Raw genomic sequence first — 18,678 nt, 5'->3', positions numbered from 1 at the left:
CACCAGCGCTGCTCGGTATTGTTCAGCTTGTCGATAAAGTAGATTTCAACGCCGGGGCACAATACCGCTTTGGCTTTCAGCAGGTGCGAAAGGCGGGAAACCGAGAAGCGCGGGCTGTCGAAGAACTGCTCGTCAGGCCAGAAATGGATGCTGGTGCCGGTATTGCGTTTGCCGCAACTACCGGTTACCGCCAATTCCTGCACCTTATCGCCATTTTCGAAGGCGATGCTATAGACGTTACCGTCGCGCTTAACGCTGACTTCCACCCGTTTCGACAGGGCGTTAACCACCGAAATCCCCACGCCGTGCAGGCCGCCGGAGAACTGGTAGTTCTTGTTGGAAAATTTACCGCCCGCGTGCAGACGACACATGATCAACTCAACCGCCGGTACGCCTTCTTCAGGGTGGATATCCACCGGCATGCCGCGGCCGTCGTCGATCACTTCCAGTGACTGATCGGCGTGCAGGATCACGTCGATACGCTTGGCATGGCCCGCCAACGCTTCATCGACGCTGTTATCAATCACCTCTTGGCCGAGGTGGTTCGGACGCGTCGTGTCGGTATACATACCGGGACGACGGCGCACTGGTTCTAGACCGCTGAGTACTTCAATGGCATCAGCGTTATAGCTGGATTGAGTCATCGTTGATTATTTTTTCGTGGTTGAGGGAAGGTGCCGAAATCGCCTGCTGCCTGTTCAGTATATCTGTGATAGCTGAAGTTGCTGCGGCGTCATAGCCCTAAAAAATCCACAATCTGGGGGAAGTAGTGCTCGAAACCGACGAAAGCGTGGTTTCCGCCCGACTCCACCGTTTGCCGACAGGCGGTGTAATAACCCACAGCCTGGCCGTAATCGAGAATTTCATCGCCCGTTTGCTGTAGCAACCAGATTAAATCCGGCGACTCCAAGGGATCGACCTGCATCACTTTCAGATCATAAACGTGGCGTGACTCTAACACATATTGCTGCCCGGTGTAGGGGTTCTCGTTGCGCCCGAGATAGTCGATCAGCAGCTCATACGGCTTCACCGCAGGGTTTACCACTACCGCCGGCAACGCAAAACACTGCGATAACCAGGTGGCATAATAACCGCCCAACGAGGAGCCTACGATCCCCATCGTCTGGCCTGCCCGCGCCATCACCATATCTTCCAGCATTTCCGCCGCCTCCGCCGGGTAAGGCGGCAACTGCGGTACCAGCATGTCGATATTGGGATGATGTTCCGCCAGCCAGGCTTTGAACGCCGTGGCCTTGGCCGAAAGCGGCGAGCTGTTGAAACCGTGCAGGTAAAGTAAGGTTGAAGGCATCAGTAGCCGTCCGAATCCATGTCGGGGCGGAAGTCATCGTTTTCCAGCCGGAATACCTGGGTTTCCACCCGGCCATCCGGCAACAGGTCGAGATAGCGCCAACCTGGGGAAACGTCGTCGATCGTAAAATTGGTGCAGTGCGGCTTGAATTGCACGCAGGTGGACGGCGTGGCCAACAGCCGACGCCCGTGCCAGCCCAGATCCAACTCCTGGTGGATATGCCCGCACAGCAGGGTGTTCACTTTCGGGTAGCGCCACAGCATGGCCGCCAGCGTATGCGGGTTACGCAAACTGTGTTGATCGAGCCAGGTGCAGCCGGAAGGCAACGGATGGTGATGCAGTAACAGCAGCGTATAACGCTCTGGATGAGCCTCCAGGCAACGCTCCATCCACTCCAACTGGTATTCGCTCAGCTCGCCGTGCGGCACGCCAAACACCTGGCTATCCAGCAATAACACCTGCCAGTTGTCCCCCAGCAGCACCTGCTTGGAAGGCGAGATACCGGCGGCGGCCAGCGCATTTACCATCGCAGGCTGAAAATCGTGGTTCCCCGGCAGCCAGACACAGGGCGCGGGCAAACGGGTGATACCTTCGGCAAAGTGCCGGTATGCCGCTTGGGAATGATCCTGCGCCAGATCGCCGGTTGCCACGATCAGGTCGCACTCACGCTGCTGCGCGATCACCGCATCCAGCACCGCGTGATAGCTGGCATAGGTGTTTATGCCAAGCAAGGTCTCATGCTTGCCAGCAAACAGGTGGGTATCTGTTATTTGTAAGATCCTGACCTTGGCCCCACTCGCCACGGGCAGTCTAAACAGGCTTTCCAAATAGTGTCCTTTGTTATCTCAGTCTGCCTATACCCGTCGTATTTCAAGCCGCAGTGTTGTTACCTGCAGGTACTCACCCCAGTCACTTACCCAAAAGTAAGCTCCTGGGGACTCCTACCTTTGTCGCCTAGCTGCGACTTGAAATCCATAGGGTAACTACAAAACCGGAACCGCCATTGCTCCATGCGCTAAACAGTAGCGCAACCAATCAGCAAGAAACTGGTTAATTTGATGCTTTTCGTCACGTTGATGCAACTTTTTGTTCGGATAATCATAACGCGCTTTAAACCGATAGATCTGCTGACTTGAACACACTTCCGCAACCATCGCGTCGTGGTACAGCCTCACCGTCATCGCAGGCAGGCTCCAGTAGCTGACCGCAGGCGCAGTCTGCTCGATCTGCACCAGCGTGGTGTAACGGGTAGATTCAACAATAGTCAGACGATAGTGGGCGCCATTCACCTGATAAGTGATGGTTTCATCGACTTCGTCGTTACGCGGCATCAAACGCCGCAATTGCGCGAAGTTGGTTTCACACAATCTCATCATTTCGGGGAAGTCAGGGGTATAGCGCTTTTGCATTTAGTTGGCCCATTCTGCTTTAAGCGATTCATGGTGCAACGCCAGCCACTGCAATGCAATCACTGATGCGGCATTATCAATCGCGCCTTCTTCAACCCAGCGGTAAGCCTGCTCGCGGCTGACCACGTGGACACGGATATCTTCATGCTCTTCGGGTAATCCGTGGATCCCTTCGGCCGTCAGGGCATCAACTTCGCCGACCATAATCGACAGGCGTTCGCTGGTGCCGCCAGGGCTGGCCAGATAGCTCAGCACCGGCTTGCAGCGCCCCACCACCACGCCAGCCTCTTCCAATGCTTCGCGGCGGCATACGTCTTCAACGCCTTCTCCCGTTTCGATCATACCCGCAACCATTTCCAGCAGCCAAGGGGAAGCTGAGCTATCGATGGCCGGGATCCGCAGTTGTTCAACCAGCACCACTTCGTCCCTGATGGGATCATAGGGTAGCAACACCGCCGCATGGCCGCGCTCAAAAACTTCGCGAGTGACCTCACCGCTCATCTCGCCGTTGAACAGACGATGGCGAAAGCGATATAAGTCGAGTGAAAAAAAACCACGGTATAGCGTCTCTCGTGCAATAATTTCTACATCATTTTTGTCGAAAGTAACGGGTGAGGGTTGCGAGCGGTTCATCTACGGATTCTCCTGTGTGATTATGCCGGCAAAATAAAGGGATTTGATGACAGAAACGGCGGGGTTATCTTCACCCGCTTTGTGTTAGATTGTGAACCATGATATCAGGTAGCGCCGATGCAAATAGCCCAGCGTCAGTCAACGTAGCGTACACCAAGGTAAAAGTTCTGTGAGATGGCACATTAAGCCACCCTCAGCGCTCGGAAGACTCTGCTAGAATTGGCAACTATTCGTCTATCGTCAGCGCTAACATAGCAATATTGCTGCACAACAAGGAATGCAAATGAAGAAACTGCTCCCCCTTCTTATTGGTCTGAGCCTCGCCGGCTTCAGTACCATGAGCCAGGCAGAGAACCTGTTGCAGGTTTACAAACAGGCCAGGGAAAGTAACCCGGATCTGCGTAAAACCGCTGCTGACCGTGATGCGGCGTTTGAAAAAATCAACGAAGCACGCAGCCCATTGCTGCCACAGCTTGGCTTATCTGCCGGTTATACCTACGGTAATGGTTTCCGTGATGCCAATGGCCTCAACAGCAATACCACCAACGGTTCATTGGCCCTGACCCAGACTATCTTTGATATGTCCAAATGGCGTGCGCTGACGCTGCAGGAAAAAGCCGCCGGTATTACCGATGTCACTTTCCAGACGTCATCCCAGAAATTAATCCTGGATACGGCCACCGCCTATTTCAACGTACTTCAGGCGATCGATGCCCTGTCCTACACCCAGGCAAATAAACAGGCGGTTTACCGTACCTTGGATCAAACCACCCAGCGCTTTAACGTGGGCCTGGTAGCGATTACCGACGTGCAGAACGCCCGTGCCAATTACGATACCGTGCTGGCCAACGAAGTGACCGCCCGTAATAACCTGGATAACGCGGTAGAAGTGTTACGCCAGATCACCGGCACCTTCTACCCGGAACTGGCCTCGCTGGATACCGACAAGTTCAGCACCAAGCGCCCGGATGCCGTCAACAGCCTGTTGAAGGAAGCGGAAAGCCGTAACCTGAGCCTGCTGTCTGCCCGCCTGAGCCAGGATCTGGCCCGTGAGCAGATCAAGTCAGCGCAAACCGGCTATATGCCAACCGTTGATTTAAATGCCTCTACCGGGATCACCAATTCCAAATACACGGGTTCCAGAGCTAATACCGGTATTAGTGGTAATGGAAGCGATTCAATTACTGGCCAGAACCAGGTCGGTATCAGCGTTAGCGTGCCGCTGTACAACGGCGGCGTAACCAACTCGCGGGTAGAACAGGCGCAGTATAACTTCGTCGGTGCCAGCGAGCAGTTGGAAAGCGCCCACCGCAGCGTGGTGCAAACCGTGCGTTCCTCCTTCAACAACGTTTCTGCGTCCATCAGCAGCATCAGCGCTTATAAACAAGCGGTGGTTTCTGCCCAGAGTTCTCTGGATGCGACCGAAGCCGGTTATGAAGTGGGTACCCGTACCATCGTCGACGTGTTGGATGCGACCACCACGCTGTATAACGCCAAGCAACAGCTTTCCAATGCGCGTTATTCTTACCTGATCAACCAGTTGAACATCAAATCGGCGCTCGGTACGCTGAACGAAAACGATCTGATGATGCTGAACGGAGCACTAGGCAAGCCAATCTCCACCGCGCCAGACGTGGTAGCACCACCAACAGCGGCGCAAGATGCCTATGTTGACGGTTCCAGCACCACCCCGCCAACGGCCAGCAGATAACCTGCGACAGCTTTGAGCTACCGAATAACGGGGCCCGGTATTTACCGCGCCCCGTTTTTTTATCCAATAATCCCGCATCTGCCCATCGCCTCACAGCCCCTCTAAATGGGTTAATGTTATGATTAGCTCCCTATTTGGGTTTATCTGCTAAACGGGATCTGATGGACAACGCTTCACTCTGGCAACGGTTGATTACCGAAGGCGCGTTACCGCCACAGCTACGCCCCTCCCCGGCCATTTATGCCTCCTGGCTACGCTGCAGCCACCTGATGCAACCCGCCGTGTGGAAAGCCCCACATCGTGCCCTGGGCACCACCTTCGACTCGATCTGCCGGCGTAAGGATGATTTCATTACGCTCGGCCAGGCGGCGTTGGAAGATGCCTGGGAATATATGGAACAGCGCCACTGCGTGTTGCTGATCCTCGACGAAAGCGGCTGCACGCTGTGGCAATGCGGCGACAAGGCGACCGGCGAGCAACTGCTCGAACTGGGCTTCGCACCCGGCGCTTATTGGGCGGAAGGCGATATCGGCACCAATGCCTCTTCCCTGGCCGCGTCCGAGGGCCATCCGGTACAGATCCATAGCGATGAACACGTGCGCCAGGCGCTGCATGGCTGGTCATTCTGCGCCGCACCGGTGCATGACAATAGCGGCCGCCAGCGCGGTATGTTGGCTTTGGGCTGCCAGTTGGCCGATTGCAATGCGGGCGATCTTTCCCTGATCCTGGCAATCGCCCGGGAGATCGGCAATGCCCTGAACGCCGACGGCCTGTTGGCCGAATCCAACCGCCATCTCAATCAGCTTAACGGGTTACTGGACAGCGTCGACGACGGCGTCATGGCCTGGGATCACCGGGGTTACCTGCAATATATCAACCCGCGCGCCGCCGCGATGCTTAAGCTGCACGAACAGCAAAGCCAGGGCAAACCGCTGGCACAGTTGCTGACGTTACCGGCGTTGCTTAACCGCGCCATCAGCCAACGCCAGCCGTTACAACATGTAGAAGTCACCTTTGAAAGCCAGGGTCAGTTTATTGCCGCGTTGCTTACCCTCAAACCGATCCTGGACGGCGAGCACTGTAGCTTTATCGCCTTGCTGCATCCTCTGGAAAGGTTGCATCAATACGTCAGCAGCCAGATTGGCCGGGTCAGCCATACCTTCGAACAGATGCCCTCAGGCACCCAGGAAATGCGTCGCCTGATCCGCTATGGCCAGCAGGCGGCGAAGGGCAATCACCCGATTTTGCTGTGCGGTGAAGAAGGCGTGGGGAAAGAGCTGGTCAGCCAGGCCATCCACAATGCCAGCGAGCGTGCCGCCGGACCTTATATCGCCTTGAATTGCCAGTTATTGCCTGAGACGCAGGGGCTGAAGGAGCTGTTGGGCAGTGACGCCAACGAAGAGCAAGCTGGCAAGCTCAGCAAGTTCGAATTGGCCAATGGCGGCACGCTGCATCTCGAGCAGGTCGAATACCTGCCGCTGGCCATGCAGTCCGCCCTGTTGCAGGTGATAAAAACCGGCGTGGTGATGCGTATGGATTCCAGCCGCGTGATCCCGGTGAACGTGCGGGTGATCGCTACCAGCGCCGCCAACCTGCCGCTGTTGGTGCAGCAGAACCGTTTCCGCCGCCAGCTGTTTTATAGCCTGCAGGCCTTCGAGATCAAGATTCCGCCGTTACGCCAGCGAATTAGCGACATTCCCTTGCTGGTTCAGCACCATCTGCGCGCCCTGGAACAACACTTTCAGTGCCGCTTCCGGGTGGATGATGAAGTAATGACTCAGCTTGGTCTGTACCTGTGGCCGGGTAACGATCTGGAACTGAAAGGGGTGATAGAGCGCGCCGCGATGATTTGCCACGGCCACCATATTCAACTGGCCGATCTGCCCGCTCATCTGCTCAGCCACCAGCCGCTAGTGGAAAGCGACACTCAACCGGCCATGCCGCTGCTGACGCTGGCGGAAATGGAGCTGCAGGCGATTATCCGCGTGGCCAACGTCAGCCACGGGCAGCTTAACGAAATGGCGCAGCTGCTGGGTATCAGCCGCACCACCTTATGGCGTAAAATCAAACAGTTGAATATCGATATCAGCCAATTCAAGCTGCGGGGTTAATGGCTGAGCTGTAAAGTACCGCGCGCCGCATCCAGCATCGCTTTCTGGCCGCTACGGGTCTTGCTCATGCATTCACTCATGCCGACCACCATCGGGATCCCCATCGCTTTGGCCAGGATCGCCGTGTGTGACAAGGCATTGCCGCCGCTCAGGCAAATACCGAGCACCATGCGCCGATCGAGCATCACGACGTCGGAAGGCATCAGTTCATCCATCACCAGGATTGCTGGCTCAGCGAGCACGATCGCCGGGATAGGCTGCCGTGCCAGATGGCTCAGCGTACGGCGCAGCATGTCACGCACGTCCAGTTCCCGCGCCTGCAAATACTCATCATCCAGCGCCCGATACTCGGCGGCAATCTGCTCCAGCTCCAGCCGCCAGGCCTGTTCCGCGCTGCACTGCTGCTGGGCGATACGGGTGAAGGCGGCCTGTTGCAGATCGGGATCGTCAAGCAACATGCTGTGCGCCCCAAAGATCGCCGCCTGCGGTTTGCCGATCAGGTTGCCAGTGCGATCCGCCAGCTTGTTCAGATCGTCTAACGTCTGCTGCAATGCGATGCGCAGGCGATGCTGCTCATTGAGCACGTCATCGGCCCCTAGCTGGCGTTCTTCCGTGTGCGGCCAGAAGTTCGACACCTGGAATATCGGGCCACTGCTAACGCTTTCCTCCACAGGGATACCGTGCAGTGAAGGCAACTGCTGCTCAGAAACCGTTTCGCCAAAGTGCTGCTCTGCCAACGCCTTGAAAGCCGCCAGCGCCTCATCGGCCTGTGCGCCATCGGCAATCAGGCGGATGGTGTCTCCGTGACGAACCTGCAACAAAGCCAGCTGATTCAGGCTGCGCGGATTTGCGCACTGGCCGTGCTTTTCCAGCACCAGTTCCGCTGCAAAAGGAGCCAGAGCCTCTGCCAGACGCGCCGCCGGACGGGCGTGCAACCCGTGTGGATTCTGTACCGTCCAACTCAGACTTTTTCCCTGGCTCAGCGGTAAATTCAGTGGCTTGCTAGCGGGTATTTCCTCACCAAGCTGCACCTGCTTGGCCTGCAAGGCCCCTTTCGCCTCTGCCAGCACCTGCTCCAGGCTACCGCCCGCGTTGGCTGCTACGACCGCTGCCAGCGTACCTTCCACCAGCGGTGCTGCACACAACACCACCTTGGCCGCTACTTCTGGGTCGAGCAGCTCAAGCGCGGTTTCCGCACTCAATAATGCGCTGCCGAGATCCATCAGCACCACGATCGCCGCTCCGTCAGCGACAGACTCGATCGCTGCCATCACTTTCACCGCATCGGTGCCGATCGGGTGTAACTCATCATCGACCCCCGCGGCCAGCGCCAGTTTGCAACCCTCGCCGCGCATCATCTGGCGGGCGAGTTGCTCAACACCCTGCGCCAGTTGTGCACTGTGCGAAACCACAACGATATTGATCATCCGGCCTCCTCGACCACCTGGGCCAGCGTTTGTATCATCAACATGACGGAGGTGGCGCCCGGATCCTGATGGCCGATGCTGCGTTCACCCAAATAGCTGGCGCGCCCTTTACGGGCCTGCATGACGATGGTGGCCTGTGCAGCCTGCTCCGCCCGAACGGCGGCCTGTTGGAGCGCTTGGGTCACGCTAAGCTGCTGTTGTAGCGACTCGCCCAGGCTTGCGACGACCGGCCCCCAGACATCACACATGGTTTTATCGCCTGGTTCTGCCTTGCCGCGCATCGCTACGCCTTCTGCGCCTTCCTGGATCACCTGCTTCAACTCCGCCAGATCCAGGCTCTGCTTGGCATTGGCCGCCTGAGCTGCACGGATGAAGAAGGTGCCAAACAGCGGACCGCTGGCACCGCCAACGCTGGAGAGCAGCGTCATACCGGTGTTCTTGAGAATAAAGCCGATGTCCTTGTCCGCAACCGAGGGCAGCTTTTCCACCACCTTGCTAAAACCACGATTCATATTCAGGCCGTGGTCGCCATCGCCAATATCGCTATCCAACTGAGTCAAGAAATCACGCTCGCGGGTAAACACCTCACCACAACGCATCAACCACTCAACCACCTGCTGTTTGCCTAATGTCATGATCTCTCCTCAGCCCCAACGCAGCGCTGGCGTGTTCACCGGCGCATCCCACAGCGATAACAGTTCGTCATCCACTTGCAGCAAGGTGATGGAAACCCCCTGCATATCCAGTGCGGTGCAGTATGACCCCACCAGATTACGTTCAATGATAATCCCCGCCGCAGCACAGCGCTGTGCCAAACGATGGTAAACCCCGTACAGTTCGGAAAGCGGCGTGGCCCCCAGGTTATTGACCAGCGCAATTACCCGGTCGCCCTGCGTCAAGGCTCGCTTGCTTTGCTTGTCTTCACGCCATTCCCCCTGCTGACGATCCCAAACACGGACCGTACGCTGGTAATCACCGTTATCGATCAGGGTAGCAAACATGTCATCCACCGTTTGATCGAGGGTGGTGAACGTTCGCCGTTCGATCCCCGGTTCGCCGTGGATGCCAACGCCGAACTCCATCTCGTTATCCGCCAAGGTAAACGACGGTTTACCTGCCGCAGGCACGGTGCAAGCGCCCAGAGCAATCCCCAGTGAGTGACCCTGATTGTTGATTTTGTGCCCCAACGTTACCAGGGCGTCCAGATCATCCCCCCGTACCGCTGCCGCGCCGAGCAGTTTTTCCAACAGTACCGTGTTGGCAACGCCACGTCGGCCAGCGGTGAACAGGCTATCTTTGACCGCTACATCGTCATCCACCAGCACCGTTGCCACTGGCACGCCGCTGTCATGCAGCAATTCGGTGGCCGTTTCAAAATTGAGGATGTCACCGGTGTAGTTCTTGATAATCAGCAATACCCCGGCACCGCCATCAATGGCCTGGCCGCAGTCGTACATTTTATCCGGCGTTGGCGAGGTGAAAATCTCCCCTGGGCAAGCACCGTCCAGCATTCCCTCGCCCACGAAACCACAGTGCATCGGCTCATGGCCGCTACCACCGCCAGACAGGATCGCCACTTTGCCTGGGATTGGCCCCGCCGTGCGGGTCACAAACACCGGATCCTGATGCAGTTGCAGCTCCGGGTGAGCGGCGGCCATTCCCAGTAATTGTTCATCAAGTACCGAATCAACCTTATTGATAAGCTTCTTCACGGTTCACTCCTCTGTAGGGGACTGCGGGCTCGTTAACCCGATAACGTTCAGATTGCAGATGTCAGTTTCAACACGTTGTTATATTTCTGACTATACGGCCTGCTAGCCGCTTGGCGACTAAGGAAAAAAACGTTACATAATGGAACATAGCGTCAGGCAAAACGTTCCATTATGTAACGCTTTTACTGTGGTTATGCGCCGTAAAGCGAACTGGCGCACATCGCAACGTATAAGTGCGTAAAGAGTGGATCCTACGGGCATTTCAGCTTTAATTTTGAGCATCTTTCCCCTATCCTATCGACCACTACTGGGCAAGGGCGACTACAGCCCGCATGATGGGATAAATAGCGATGAAACGGACCAAAAACATCAACAAAGACACCTTCCGCAAATCCTGGCGCAGCTACCGTGTTGCGCCCGTGGCTTTGGCGATCAGCGCAGTGTTTATGCTGGCCGGCTGCGAACAGGCGGATGAGACGGTTTCTCTGTATAAAAATGCCGACGATTGTTCCACCTCCAACCCGTCGATGAGCGAGCAGTGCACCACCGCGTATAACAACGCGCTGAAGGAAGCGGAAAAAACCGCGCCTAAGTACGCCACCCGTGAAGACTGCGTAGCCGAATTCGGCGAAGCGCAATGTACTCAGGCTCCAGCACAGGCTGGCATGGCCGCAGAATCACAAAGCAGTGGCAGCATGTGGATGCCGCTGATGGCGGGTTACATGATGGGCCGCATGATGGGTGGCGGAGGCTACGCTCAACAGCCGCTGTTTACCTCTAAAAACGCCGCCAGCCCGGCAAACGGCAAGTTTGTTGACGCCAGCGGTAAAAGCTATGGCCCGGCAAGCGCTGGTGGCCGCTCCATGACGGTACCCAAAACCGCAATGGCCCCCAAACCCGCTGTGACCAATACCGTTACACGTGGTGGTTTCGGTGAGTCCGTGGCCAAACAGACCAGCATGCAACGCAGCAGCGCCACTTCCAGCAGCTCACGCAGCATGGGCGGTTAAGGCATGAAACGCGTTGCGATTAGCGAGCGCCCAGACTGGCGCGAAAAAGCCACCGAGTTTGGTTTCGCCTTTCACACCATGTACGGCGAACCCTACTGGTGTGAAGATGCCTATTACCAATTCACGTTAGCGCAGATCGAAGAGCTGGAAGATGCTACCGCCGAACTGCACCAGATGTGCCTGAAGGTGGTAGATAAAGTGGTCAACAGCGATCAACTGATGACCAAATTCTGCATCCCCAAGCACACCTGGGAATTCGTTCGCAGTTCCTGGCGCACTAATCAGCCTTCGCTGTATTCACGCCTCGATCTGGCCTATGACGGCATCAATCCACCCAAGCTGTTGGAAAATAACGCCGATACGCCAACCTCACTGTATGAGGCTGCGTTCTTCCAATGGCTGTGGCTGGAAGATCAGATCAATGCCGGCAAGCTGGATCCCGCCTCTGACCAGTACAACAGCCTGCAAGAAAAGCTGATTGAACGTTTCGCCGATCTGCAAGCCAATCACGGTTTTGGCCTGCTGCATCTGGCCTGCTGCCAAGACAGCGAGGAAGATCGCGGTACGGTGCAATATCTGCAAGATTGCGCGCTGGAAGCGGGCCTGCCGACCGAGTTCCTGTTTATGGAAGAAATTGGCCTGGGTGAGAAAGGCCAGTTTACCGATCTGCAAAATCAGGTTATCGGTAACCTGTTCAAACTCTATCCGTGGGAATTTATGCTGCGCGAGATGTTCTCCACCAAGCTGGAAGACGCTGGCGTACGCTGGCTGGAACCGGCCTGGAAGAGCATTATCTCCAACAAGGCTCTGCTACCGCTGTTGTGGGAAATGTTCCCAGACCATCCAAACCTGCTGCCAGCCTACTTTGCCGAGGACGATCATCCGCAGATGGATCATTACGTCACCAAGCCGCTGTTCTCACGCGAAGGTGCCAACATCCAGATCGTGCAGAACGGTCAGGAAGTGGCGCGCGTAGATGGGCCATACGGCGAAGAAGGCATGATTGTGCAGCAGTTCCATCAGTTGCCACAGTTTGAAGGCAGCTATACGCTGATCGGCAGCTGGCTGGTCAACGATCAGCCTTGCGGCATCGGCCTGCGTGAAGATCGCGAGTTGATCACCCAGGATCTGTCACGCTTCTATCCGCATATTATTCTTGGCTAACGGTTAAACCAGAAATGACTAAAGGCGCGAAAATTTCGCGCCTTTTTTATTCAACCAATCTGCACCGAAAGCATACTCAGCGCGGCCATTTCGATCCCATCGATCGGCACCGAGATCGGCTCTTTACCATCCCAGCCACCCAGAACATACAGCAATGGCAGATAATGCTCCGGCGTCGGATTCGACAACGCCGCGCCTTCATGCTGCATAAAATTCACCAGCGGGTGATGCTCGCCCTGATAATCCAGGTTATCACGTACGTACTGGTTGAATGACTCCGCCCAAGGATACGGGCTGGTGTCACCCTGCCATTTCGCCATGCGCAGGTTATGCACCACGTTGCCGCTGGCCACGATCATTATCCCCCGCTCACGCAGCGCCGCCAGCTTACGGCCGAGCTCAAAATGGTATTCCGCGGGCTGAGTGCCATCGATGCTCAGTTGCACCACCGGGATATCGGCTTGCGGGTACATCTTGATCAGCACGCCCCAGCTACCGTGATCCAAACCCCATTCGCTGGTATCGGCAATCACCTGCGCCGGGGCCAGCAGGCTTTGCAGCTCTGCCGCCAACTCCGGTGAACCCGGTGCCGGATACTGCGTATCAAACAGCGCCTGCGGGAAGCCGCCAAAATCGTGAATGGTTTTTGGATGTTCCATCGCCGTTACTGCCGTTCCACGAGTGTACCAGTGGGCAGACACAGCAACGATCGCCTTTGGCCGTGGCAATTGCTCACCCAACGCACGCCAGGCCTGGGTATAGCGGTTATCTTCCAGCACGTTCATCGGGCTTCCGTGGCCAAGAAAGAGTGCAGGCATACGAGAGGTGGTCATAAAATATCCTTGGTTAGCATGACAAGTGTTCTGCTGACTACATTACGCTGTTTGCCCTACCAAGGCAGCCGGATAACCCTGATGGTGATCTTCAAGAAATTTGAATGGCTGGAACGATTGAAACCATCCGCCAAATCCACTCGATTTATGACTTGGCTCTGTTAGTATCAGAAACTGATAAATATTATTGGCATACAAGGAAAATGCATGTCTGTACCGCTGATCCTGACCTTGTTAGCCGGGGGCGCGACCTTTGTCGGTGCCCTGCTCGGCATTATTGGCCAGAAGCCCTCCAACCGCCTGCTGGCGTTTGCGCTCGGCTTTGCCGCAGGGATTATGCTGTTAATTTCATTGATGGAAATGCTGCCCGCTGCGCTGCACACCGTCGGCATGTCACCCATGCTTGGCTACGGCATGTTTATGCTCGGGCTGTTAGGTTACTTTGCGCTGGATCGCATGCTGCCACACCAGCACCCGCAAGACCTGGTGCAAAAACCCATCAAGCCCCATAACCTGAAACGCACCGCCATGCTGCTGACGCTCGGCATCAGCCTGCACAACTTCCCGGAAGGGATTGCCACCTTTGTCACCGCCAGCGCCGATCTGGAATTGGGGATGGGCATTGCGCTAGCGGTTGCCATCCACAATATTCCAGAAGGGTTGGCGGTCGCCGGGCCGGTGTATGCGGCAACCGGCTCTAAAACCAAAGCGCTACTGTGGTCTGGGATCTCCGGGATGGCAGAAATTCTGGGTGGCGTACTGGCCTTCCTGGTGCTCGGCCCCATGGTTTCACCGGTGGTGATGGCGTCGATTATGGCTGCGGTGGCCGGGATTATGGTGGCGCTGTCGGTAGATGAATTAATGCCGTTGGCCAAAGAGATCGATCCCAACAATAATCCAAGTTACGGCGTGCTGTGCGGCATGGCGGTAATGGGATTTAGCCTGACGCTGTTGCAAAGCGGCGGCATCGGTTAAACACATTGAGTATAAAAAAAGCCGCGTGTTAAGCGGCTTCAGATTGATAACTGGCAAATAATGCTACAGACGGGCGCAGCATGCGCCCCTATGTATTTCGTCAGCTAATCAGCTGGCTTTCTTTTCATGCGACTGGCGATAAGCCACCAGATCTTCGATAGTCAGCACCACCATGTCATGCTGCTTGGCAAAGGTGATCACTTCTGGCGCATGCGCCATGCTGCCATCATCGTTAGTCAGCTCGCACAGCACGCCAGCGGGTTTGAAACCGGCCATTGAGACCAGATCGATGGTTGCTTCAGTGTGGCCACGGCGGTTCAATACGCCACCAGGCTGAGCACGCAGCGGGAACACATGGCCCGGGCGGTTCAAATCGCTCGGCTTGGCACCGTCTGCAATGGCAGCACGGATGGTCGTCAGGCGATCGCCAGCCGATACGCCAGTGGTCACGCCCTGCGCCGCTTCAATCGTTACGGTAAAGGCGGTCTGGAACTGGCTGGAGTTGTTGGTGACCATCATCGGCAGCTCGAGCTGCTGGCGGCGATCTTCGGTGATACACAGGCAAACAATGCCGCTACCGTGGCGAATGGTCAGCGCCATCTGCTCAACGGTCATGGTTTCTGCGGCGAAGATCATGTCACCTTCGTTTTCACGGTTTTCATCATCAAGCACCATCACACCGCGCCCGTTGCGCAGTGCATCAAGAGCGCGTTCAACGCGTTCTTCCGGCGTGCCGAAATCTGAAAGTAGAGTCTGATTCATGGTAAAAAACCTCATTAAAATTATGGATTACCAGAACCAGGGCGATCTTGAGGAGTGGCTATGCCAATAGCCAAAAAAATAACGCAAGCGGGGCATATGCCCGACAGGTGTCGTTACTCTCTCCCATCCGGACTATAACCGTCGGCCCCGGAATTACACCGGATCTGCTGACCTCTAACCCACTCCTGAGAGATAGGTTGAGCGCTCGCGGGCTTTCACCGTGAAAGGTGATTTACCGCCGGTGGGGACTTGCACCCCGCCCTGAGAATAAGCATATCGACTATAACCCCATCGCTTTGGTGTTTCAAGCCATCCGGTCGCGTAATGAGGGATCGCGCAGCAAACACGGTAATGGTTTATCCGGCGAGCAACTCGCATTACACTAGGCATCTGCCACCAAATATCAGAAAGGGAAACGCCATGATTGACCCGAAAAAAATTGAACAGATCGCACGCCAGGTCCAAGAGTCGATGCCTAAAGGCGTACGTGAATTCGGGGAAGACGTTGAGAAAAAAATCCGCCAGGTGCTGCAAGCGCAGTTGACCCGTCTGGATCTGGTTAACCGCGAAGAATTTGACGTGCAGACCCAGGTACTGCTGCGCACCCGTGAGAAGTTGGCATTGCTGGAACAGCGTCTGACCGAACTGGAAGGCAAGCTGAATACCGCCCCGGTAGCCAAGCCAGCAGACGAATAAATTATTGTAAGGGGCGCACCAGTGCGCCCTTAGTGCTTGGAGGCCACCGCCGGCGTTTTACGCGGCAGCACCAGCCAAATCAGCACCAACATCGCCAGCGCATACAGGCTTTTCCAGCCGATAATCACCAGCAATAACAAGCACAACGCAGAGCCAACGATCGCCATCAGCCGCGAACGTCCCTGCAAGATCCGCCCGCCTGCCAACATGCACAGCAGATAAATCAGCACGAAAATGCCATTGGCATACACCAGCAACGTATCCAGCGGCAGCTTCAGGGTGTAGATCAGCAAAGTGAACAGCAGGCAGCAACCTACCACCGCGCTCAATGCATTGACCGGCACCTGACCCGCAGAGAGTTTAGCCAGCCCGCTAGCCGGCTTTTCCTGGGCCTGAGACCAGACCAGGCGGGCAAAGCTCTGGGTGTAGATATTCACGCTGGCAAAACAAGCCAGATAGCCGATGATGCAGGCAATCCACAGCGCATGTTCGCCAAACAGTTGCACCACGATCCCCGGCAATGAAGCGGCCGCCGCCTGATGTTCGCCGTAAGCATGGAAGTGCAGCACCGCCACGGTACAGCCCCAATAGACCGCTCCCGCCACCAACAGCCCGAGCATTAACGCGCGCGGAAAGTCCCGTTCTGGATGGCGAAACTCGGTCGCCAGATGAGCAAAAGCCTCCAGCCCGACAAAGCACCAGAACATCACCGCCAACGCGTGGAACATAGTAGGAGGAGAAATGTCGCTGACCGCGGGCCATGGGATTTGGGATGGAGTAATGCCGCCTTGCCACCAGATAGCCCCAACCAGAGCTATCACCAGAAGGGCAATCAAGGTTTGAATATTGGCACTGGAACCGGCGCTGCGTGTGCCAAGCAGCCAAATCACCACCAGCGTGACAATTTGCACCAGCAACAGGCCGTTGGCATCCCAACCAAAGGTCGCCTGCCAGAACCCTGCGGCGATTTGTAAAGCGGCGGGCAAGCCGACGGGGATCACAGAGAGGAACAGCCAAGCGGTTACCTTTGCCATGCGTGGCCCAAAGGCCAGACCGACAAAATGCGCGGCACCACCGGCGCTGGGGAAATGGCGGCCCAACGCCGCAAAAGCGATGGCGATCGGGAATACCAGCACAATCAGTATTGGCCAGGCCCACAGGCTATCGCCGCCCGCCACCTGCGCTGCCAATGCCGGAACGGCAAAGACCCCGGTACCCAGCAGTGAAGTGGACAATAGCCCAACGCCCTGCGCTAAACTCAGCTCCTGCTTAAGTCCACTCACTGCAAACCACCCTGTTTACCCGTCGTCTTTCAAGCTGCAGCGTTGTTACCTGCGCTTACCCACCCCAGTCACTTACAAAAGTAAGCTCCTGGGGATGGGTAAGCTTGTCGCCTAGCTGCAGCTTGAAATCCATAGGGTATAGATATATAAATAAAGTTAACCACGACCATCCTTGATAGCCTTGATGATGTTGGTGGTGGATAACCCATCTTCAAAGTTCAGTACCCGCACATCGCCACCGTTGGCCCAGACTTCGGCACTGCCGGCAATTTCATGCGGCTGGTAGTCACCGCCCTTCACCAGCAGATCTGGCAGAACTTCGGCGATCAGGCGTTGCGGCGTATCTTCTTCGAACGGTACCACCCAATCCACGGCTCCCAGCGCGCCCAGCACCACCATGCGGTTTTCCAACAGGTTAACCGGGCGGGTTTCCCCTTTCAGGCGTTTGGTTGACGCATCGCTGTTCACCGCCACGATCAGGCGATCGCCCAATTTGCGCGCATTCGCCAGGTACGAGACATGGCCTGCGTGCAGAATGTCGAAGATGCCGTTAGTCATCACCACTTTCTCGCCGCGTTGACGCGCCTGCGCTACCGCTTTTTTCAACTCGGCCTCGGTCATTACGCCAAAGCCGGTTTCGGCACGGCCACGAATGGCATTTTCCAGTTCGATTGGCGAGACGGTCGAGGTACCCAACTTACCTACCACCACACCGGCGGCGGCGTTAGCCAGGAAGCAGGATTCTTCCAGCGTATTACCTGCAGCCAGGGCGGCGGCCAGCACACCGATCACCGTATCACCGGCGCCGGTCACGTCGAACACTTCCTGCGCCTGGGTTGGCAGATGCAACGGCTCACGGCCTGGCTGCAGCAGCGTCATCCCCTGCTCGGAACGGGTGATCAGCAGTGCAGACAGCTCAAAGTCCGCCACCAGCTTCATACCACGCTTAACCAGTTCCTCTTCGCTTTGACAATGACCGACCACGGCTTCAAATTCGGACAGGTTTGGGGTCAGCAGCGTGGCACCACGGTAACGTTCAAAATCGGTGCCTTTCGGGTCGATCAGCACCGGAACCTTCGCAGCACGCGCCAGTGCGATCATGCCCTGCACCTTGCTCAACGCACCCTTGGCGTAATCCGACAGCACCAGTGCGCCAATCTGCGGCAATGCCTGCTGGATACGCTCCATGATCGGCTGCGGATCGACGTTGGAGAAACCTTCTTCGAAGTCCAGACGGATCAACTGTTGGTTACGGGAAAGTACGCGCAGCTTGGTGATGGTTGGGTGCGTCGGCACCGAGACAAAGTCGCAGCGCACATTAACTTCGTTGAGCTTGGCGCTCAACGCACGCGCCGCGTCGTCGATCCCCGTCAGGCCCACCAGGCGTGAATTGGCACCCAACGAGGCGATGTTCATCGCGACGTTAGCCGCACCACCGGGACGCTCTTCTATGGTCTCAACCTTGACCACCGGCACCGGCGCTTCCGGTGAAATTCGGCTGGTCGGCCCATACCAGTAGCGATCCAACATGACGTCACCAACCACCAACACACCGGCGCGGCGAAAATCAGGTAGTGTAACTTTCATCCGATAACTCCAAACAAGTCATAAAAATAAATTCGGCAGATATTAGCATAATAGCC

Annotated in this window: 17 protein-coding genes, 1 pseudogene and 1 riboswitch; of the genes and pseudogenes, 6 read left to right on the top strand and 12 right to left on the bottom strand. The window is 56.4% G+C overall.

What is annotated here, in order from left to right:
* From ACLQ7H_RS27605 to nudF, 5 genes and pseudogenes are all read right to left on the bottom strand, one after another.
* A pseudogene (locus ACLQ7H_RS27605) lies at positions 1 to 644 on the bottom strand (DNA topoisomerase 4 subunit B); the annotation flags it as partial.
* 89 nt (positions 645 to 733) lie between these two features.
* Entirely contained in the window at positions 734 to 1,309 is a 576-nt protein-coding gene (gene yqiA, locus ACLQ7H_RS27600; RefSeq protein ID WP_411755425.1) for an esterase YqiA, read from the bottom strand.
* On the bottom strand, positions 1,309 to 2,136 hold the full coding sequence (gene cpdA / locus ACLQ7H_RS27595) for a 3',5'-cyclic-AMP phosphodiesterase (protein WP_411755424.1): 828 nt from the start codon (positions 2,134 to 2,136) through the stop codon (positions 1,309 to 1,311). The genes yqiA and cpdA overlap by 1 nt, the downstream gene beginning before the upstream one ends.
* Before the next feature lie 156 nt (positions 2,137 to 2,292).
* Entirely contained in the window at positions 2,293 to 2,718 is a 426-nt protein-coding gene (locus ACLQ7H_RS27590; RefSeq protein ID WP_411755423.1) for a DUF1249 family protein, read from the bottom strand.
* The gene (gene nudF / locus ACLQ7H_RS27585) at positions 2,719 to 3,351 is read right to left on the bottom strand and encodes an ADP-ribose diphosphatase (RefSeq protein ID WP_411755422.1); all 633 of its coding nucleotides are present in this window, start codon (positions 3,349 to 3,351) and stop codon (positions 2,719 to 2,721) included.
* A gap of 283 nt (positions 3,352 to 3,634) precedes the next feature.
* On the opposite strand from nudF, the gene tolC reads away from it, so the two are divergent.
* Both tolC and dhaR read left to right on the top strand, forming a co-directional pair.
* Entirely contained in the window at positions 3,635 to 5,062 is a 1,428-nt protein-coding gene (gene tolC, locus ACLQ7H_RS27580) for an outer membrane channel protein TolC (RefSeq protein ID WP_411755421.1), read from the top strand.
* Between the two features lie 161 nt (positions 5,063 to 5,223).
* Positions 5,224 to 7,173: a dihydroxyacetone kinase operon transcriptional regulator DhaR gene (gene dhaR / locus ACLQ7H_RS27575; RefSeq protein ID WP_411755420.1), complete on the top strand. Its 1,950-nt coding sequence runs from the start codon at positions 5,224 to 5,226 to the stop codon at positions 7,171 to 7,173.
* On the opposite strand, the gene dhaM is transcribed toward dhaR, so the two are convergent.
* Genes dhaM through dhaK form a run of 3 tightly spaced genes read right to left on the bottom strand, consistent with a single transcriptional unit; the run spans position 7,170 to position 10,312 of the window.
* Positions 7,170 to 8,600: a dihydroxyacetone kinase phosphoryl donor subunit DhaM gene (gene dhaM / locus ACLQ7H_RS27570; RefSeq protein ID WP_411755419.1), complete on the bottom strand. Its 1,431-nt coding sequence runs from the start codon at positions 8,598 to 8,600 to the stop codon at positions 7,170 to 7,172. The genes dhaR and dhaM overlap by 4 nt on opposite strands.
* Positions 8,597 to 9,235, bottom strand: coding sequence for a dihydroxyacetone kinase subunit DhaL (gene dhaL / locus ACLQ7H_RS27565; RefSeq protein WP_411755418.1), 639 nt, complete (start codon positions 9,233 to 9,235; stop codon positions 8,597 to 8,599). Before dhaL ends, dhaM begins: the two co-directional genes overlap by 4 nt.
* Positions 9,236 to 9,244: 9 nt before the next feature.
* On the bottom strand, positions 9,245 to 10,312 hold the full coding sequence (gene dhaK / locus ACLQ7H_RS27560) for a dihydroxyacetone kinase subunit DhaK (RefSeq protein WP_411755417.1): 1,068 nt from the start codon (positions 10,310 to 10,312) through the stop codon (positions 9,245 to 9,247).
* Positions 10,313 to 10,662: 350 nt separating this feature from the next.
* Here dhaK and ACLQ7H_RS27555 point away from each other — a divergent pair, with 350 nt between their 5' ends.
* Positions 10,663 to 11,322: a DUF1190 family protein gene (locus ACLQ7H_RS27555; RefSeq protein WP_411755416.1), complete on the top strand. Its 660-nt coding sequence runs from the start codon at positions 10,663 to 10,665 to the stop codon at positions 11,320 to 11,322.
* A 3-nt stretch (positions 11,323 to 11,325) separates the two neighbouring features.
* On the top strand, positions 11,326 to 12,486 hold the full coding sequence (locus ACLQ7H_RS27550; RefSeq protein WP_411755415.1) for a glutathionylspermidine synthase family protein: 1,161 nt from the start codon (positions 11,326 to 11,328) through the stop codon (positions 12,484 to 12,486).
* Between the two features lie 50 nt (positions 12,487 to 12,536).
* On the opposite strand, the gene ygiD is transcribed toward ACLQ7H_RS27550, so the two are convergent.
* A complete protein-coding gene (gene ygiD, locus ACLQ7H_RS27545) occupies positions 12,537 to 13,319 on the bottom strand; it encodes a 4,5-DOPA dioxygenase extradiol (RefSeq protein ID WP_411755414.1) in 783 nt (260 codons plus the stop codon).
* Between the two features lie 207 nt (positions 13,320 to 13,526).
* On the opposite strand from ygiD, the gene zupT reads away from it, so the two are divergent.
* The gene (gene zupT / locus ACLQ7H_RS27540; protein WP_411755413.1) at positions 13,527 to 14,294 is read left to right on the top strand and encodes a zinc transporter ZupT; all 768 of its coding nucleotides are present in this window, start codon (positions 13,527 to 13,529) and stop codon (positions 14,292 to 14,294) included.
* 108 nt (positions 14,295 to 14,402) lie between these two features.
* On the opposite strand, the gene ribB is transcribed toward zupT, so the two are convergent.
* The gene (gene ribB, locus ACLQ7H_RS27535; RefSeq protein ID WP_024483050.1) at positions 14,403 to 15,056 is read right to left on the bottom strand and encodes a 3,4-dihydroxy-2-butanone-4-phosphate synthase; all 654 of its coding nucleotides are present in this window, start codon (positions 15,054 to 15,056) and stop codon (positions 14,403 to 14,405) included.
* 111 nt (positions 15,057 to 15,167) lie between these two features.
* Positions 15,168 to 15,329, bottom strand: a riboswitch (FMN riboswitch).
* A gap of 147 nt (positions 15,330 to 15,476) precedes the next feature.
* Here ribB and ubiK point away from each other — a divergent pair.
* Positions 15,477 to 15,752, top strand: coding sequence for a ubiquinone biosynthesis accessory factor UbiK (gene ubiK / locus ACLQ7H_RS27530; protein ID WP_024528278.1), 276 nt, complete (start codon positions 15,477 to 15,479; stop codon positions 15,750 to 15,752).
* 29 nt (positions 15,753 to 15,781) lie between these two features.
* Here the strand turns inward: ubiK and yjeH are convergent, their stop codons facing one another.
* Positions 15,782 to 17,035, bottom strand: coding sequence for an L-methionine/branched-chain amino acid transporter (yjeH, locus tag ACLQ7H_RS27525; protein WP_411755412.1), 1,254 nt, complete (start codon positions 17,033 to 17,035; stop codon positions 15,782 to 15,784).
* 156 nt (positions 17,036 to 17,191) lie between these two features.
* The gene (gene hldE / locus ACLQ7H_RS27520; protein ID WP_411755411.1) at positions 17,192 to 18,622 is read right to left on the bottom strand and encodes a bifunctional D-glycero-beta-D-manno-heptose-7-phosphate kinase/D-glycero-beta-D-manno-heptose 1-phosphate adenylyltransferase HldE; all 1,431 of its coding nucleotides are present in this window, start codon (positions 18,620 to 18,622) and stop codon (positions 17,192 to 17,194) included.
* Positions 18,623 to 18,678 lie beyond the last annotated feature (56 nt).

Origin of the sequence: Serratia sp. (in: enterobacteria) (assembly GCF_046715635.1) — a bacterium.
Classification (GTDB): domain Bacteria; phylum Pseudomonadota; class Gammaproteobacteria; order Enterobacterales; family Enterobacteriaceae; genus Chania.
Note: the sequence above shows the minus strand (reverse complement) of the source record. Positions and strands in the feature narration are given on the sequence as shown.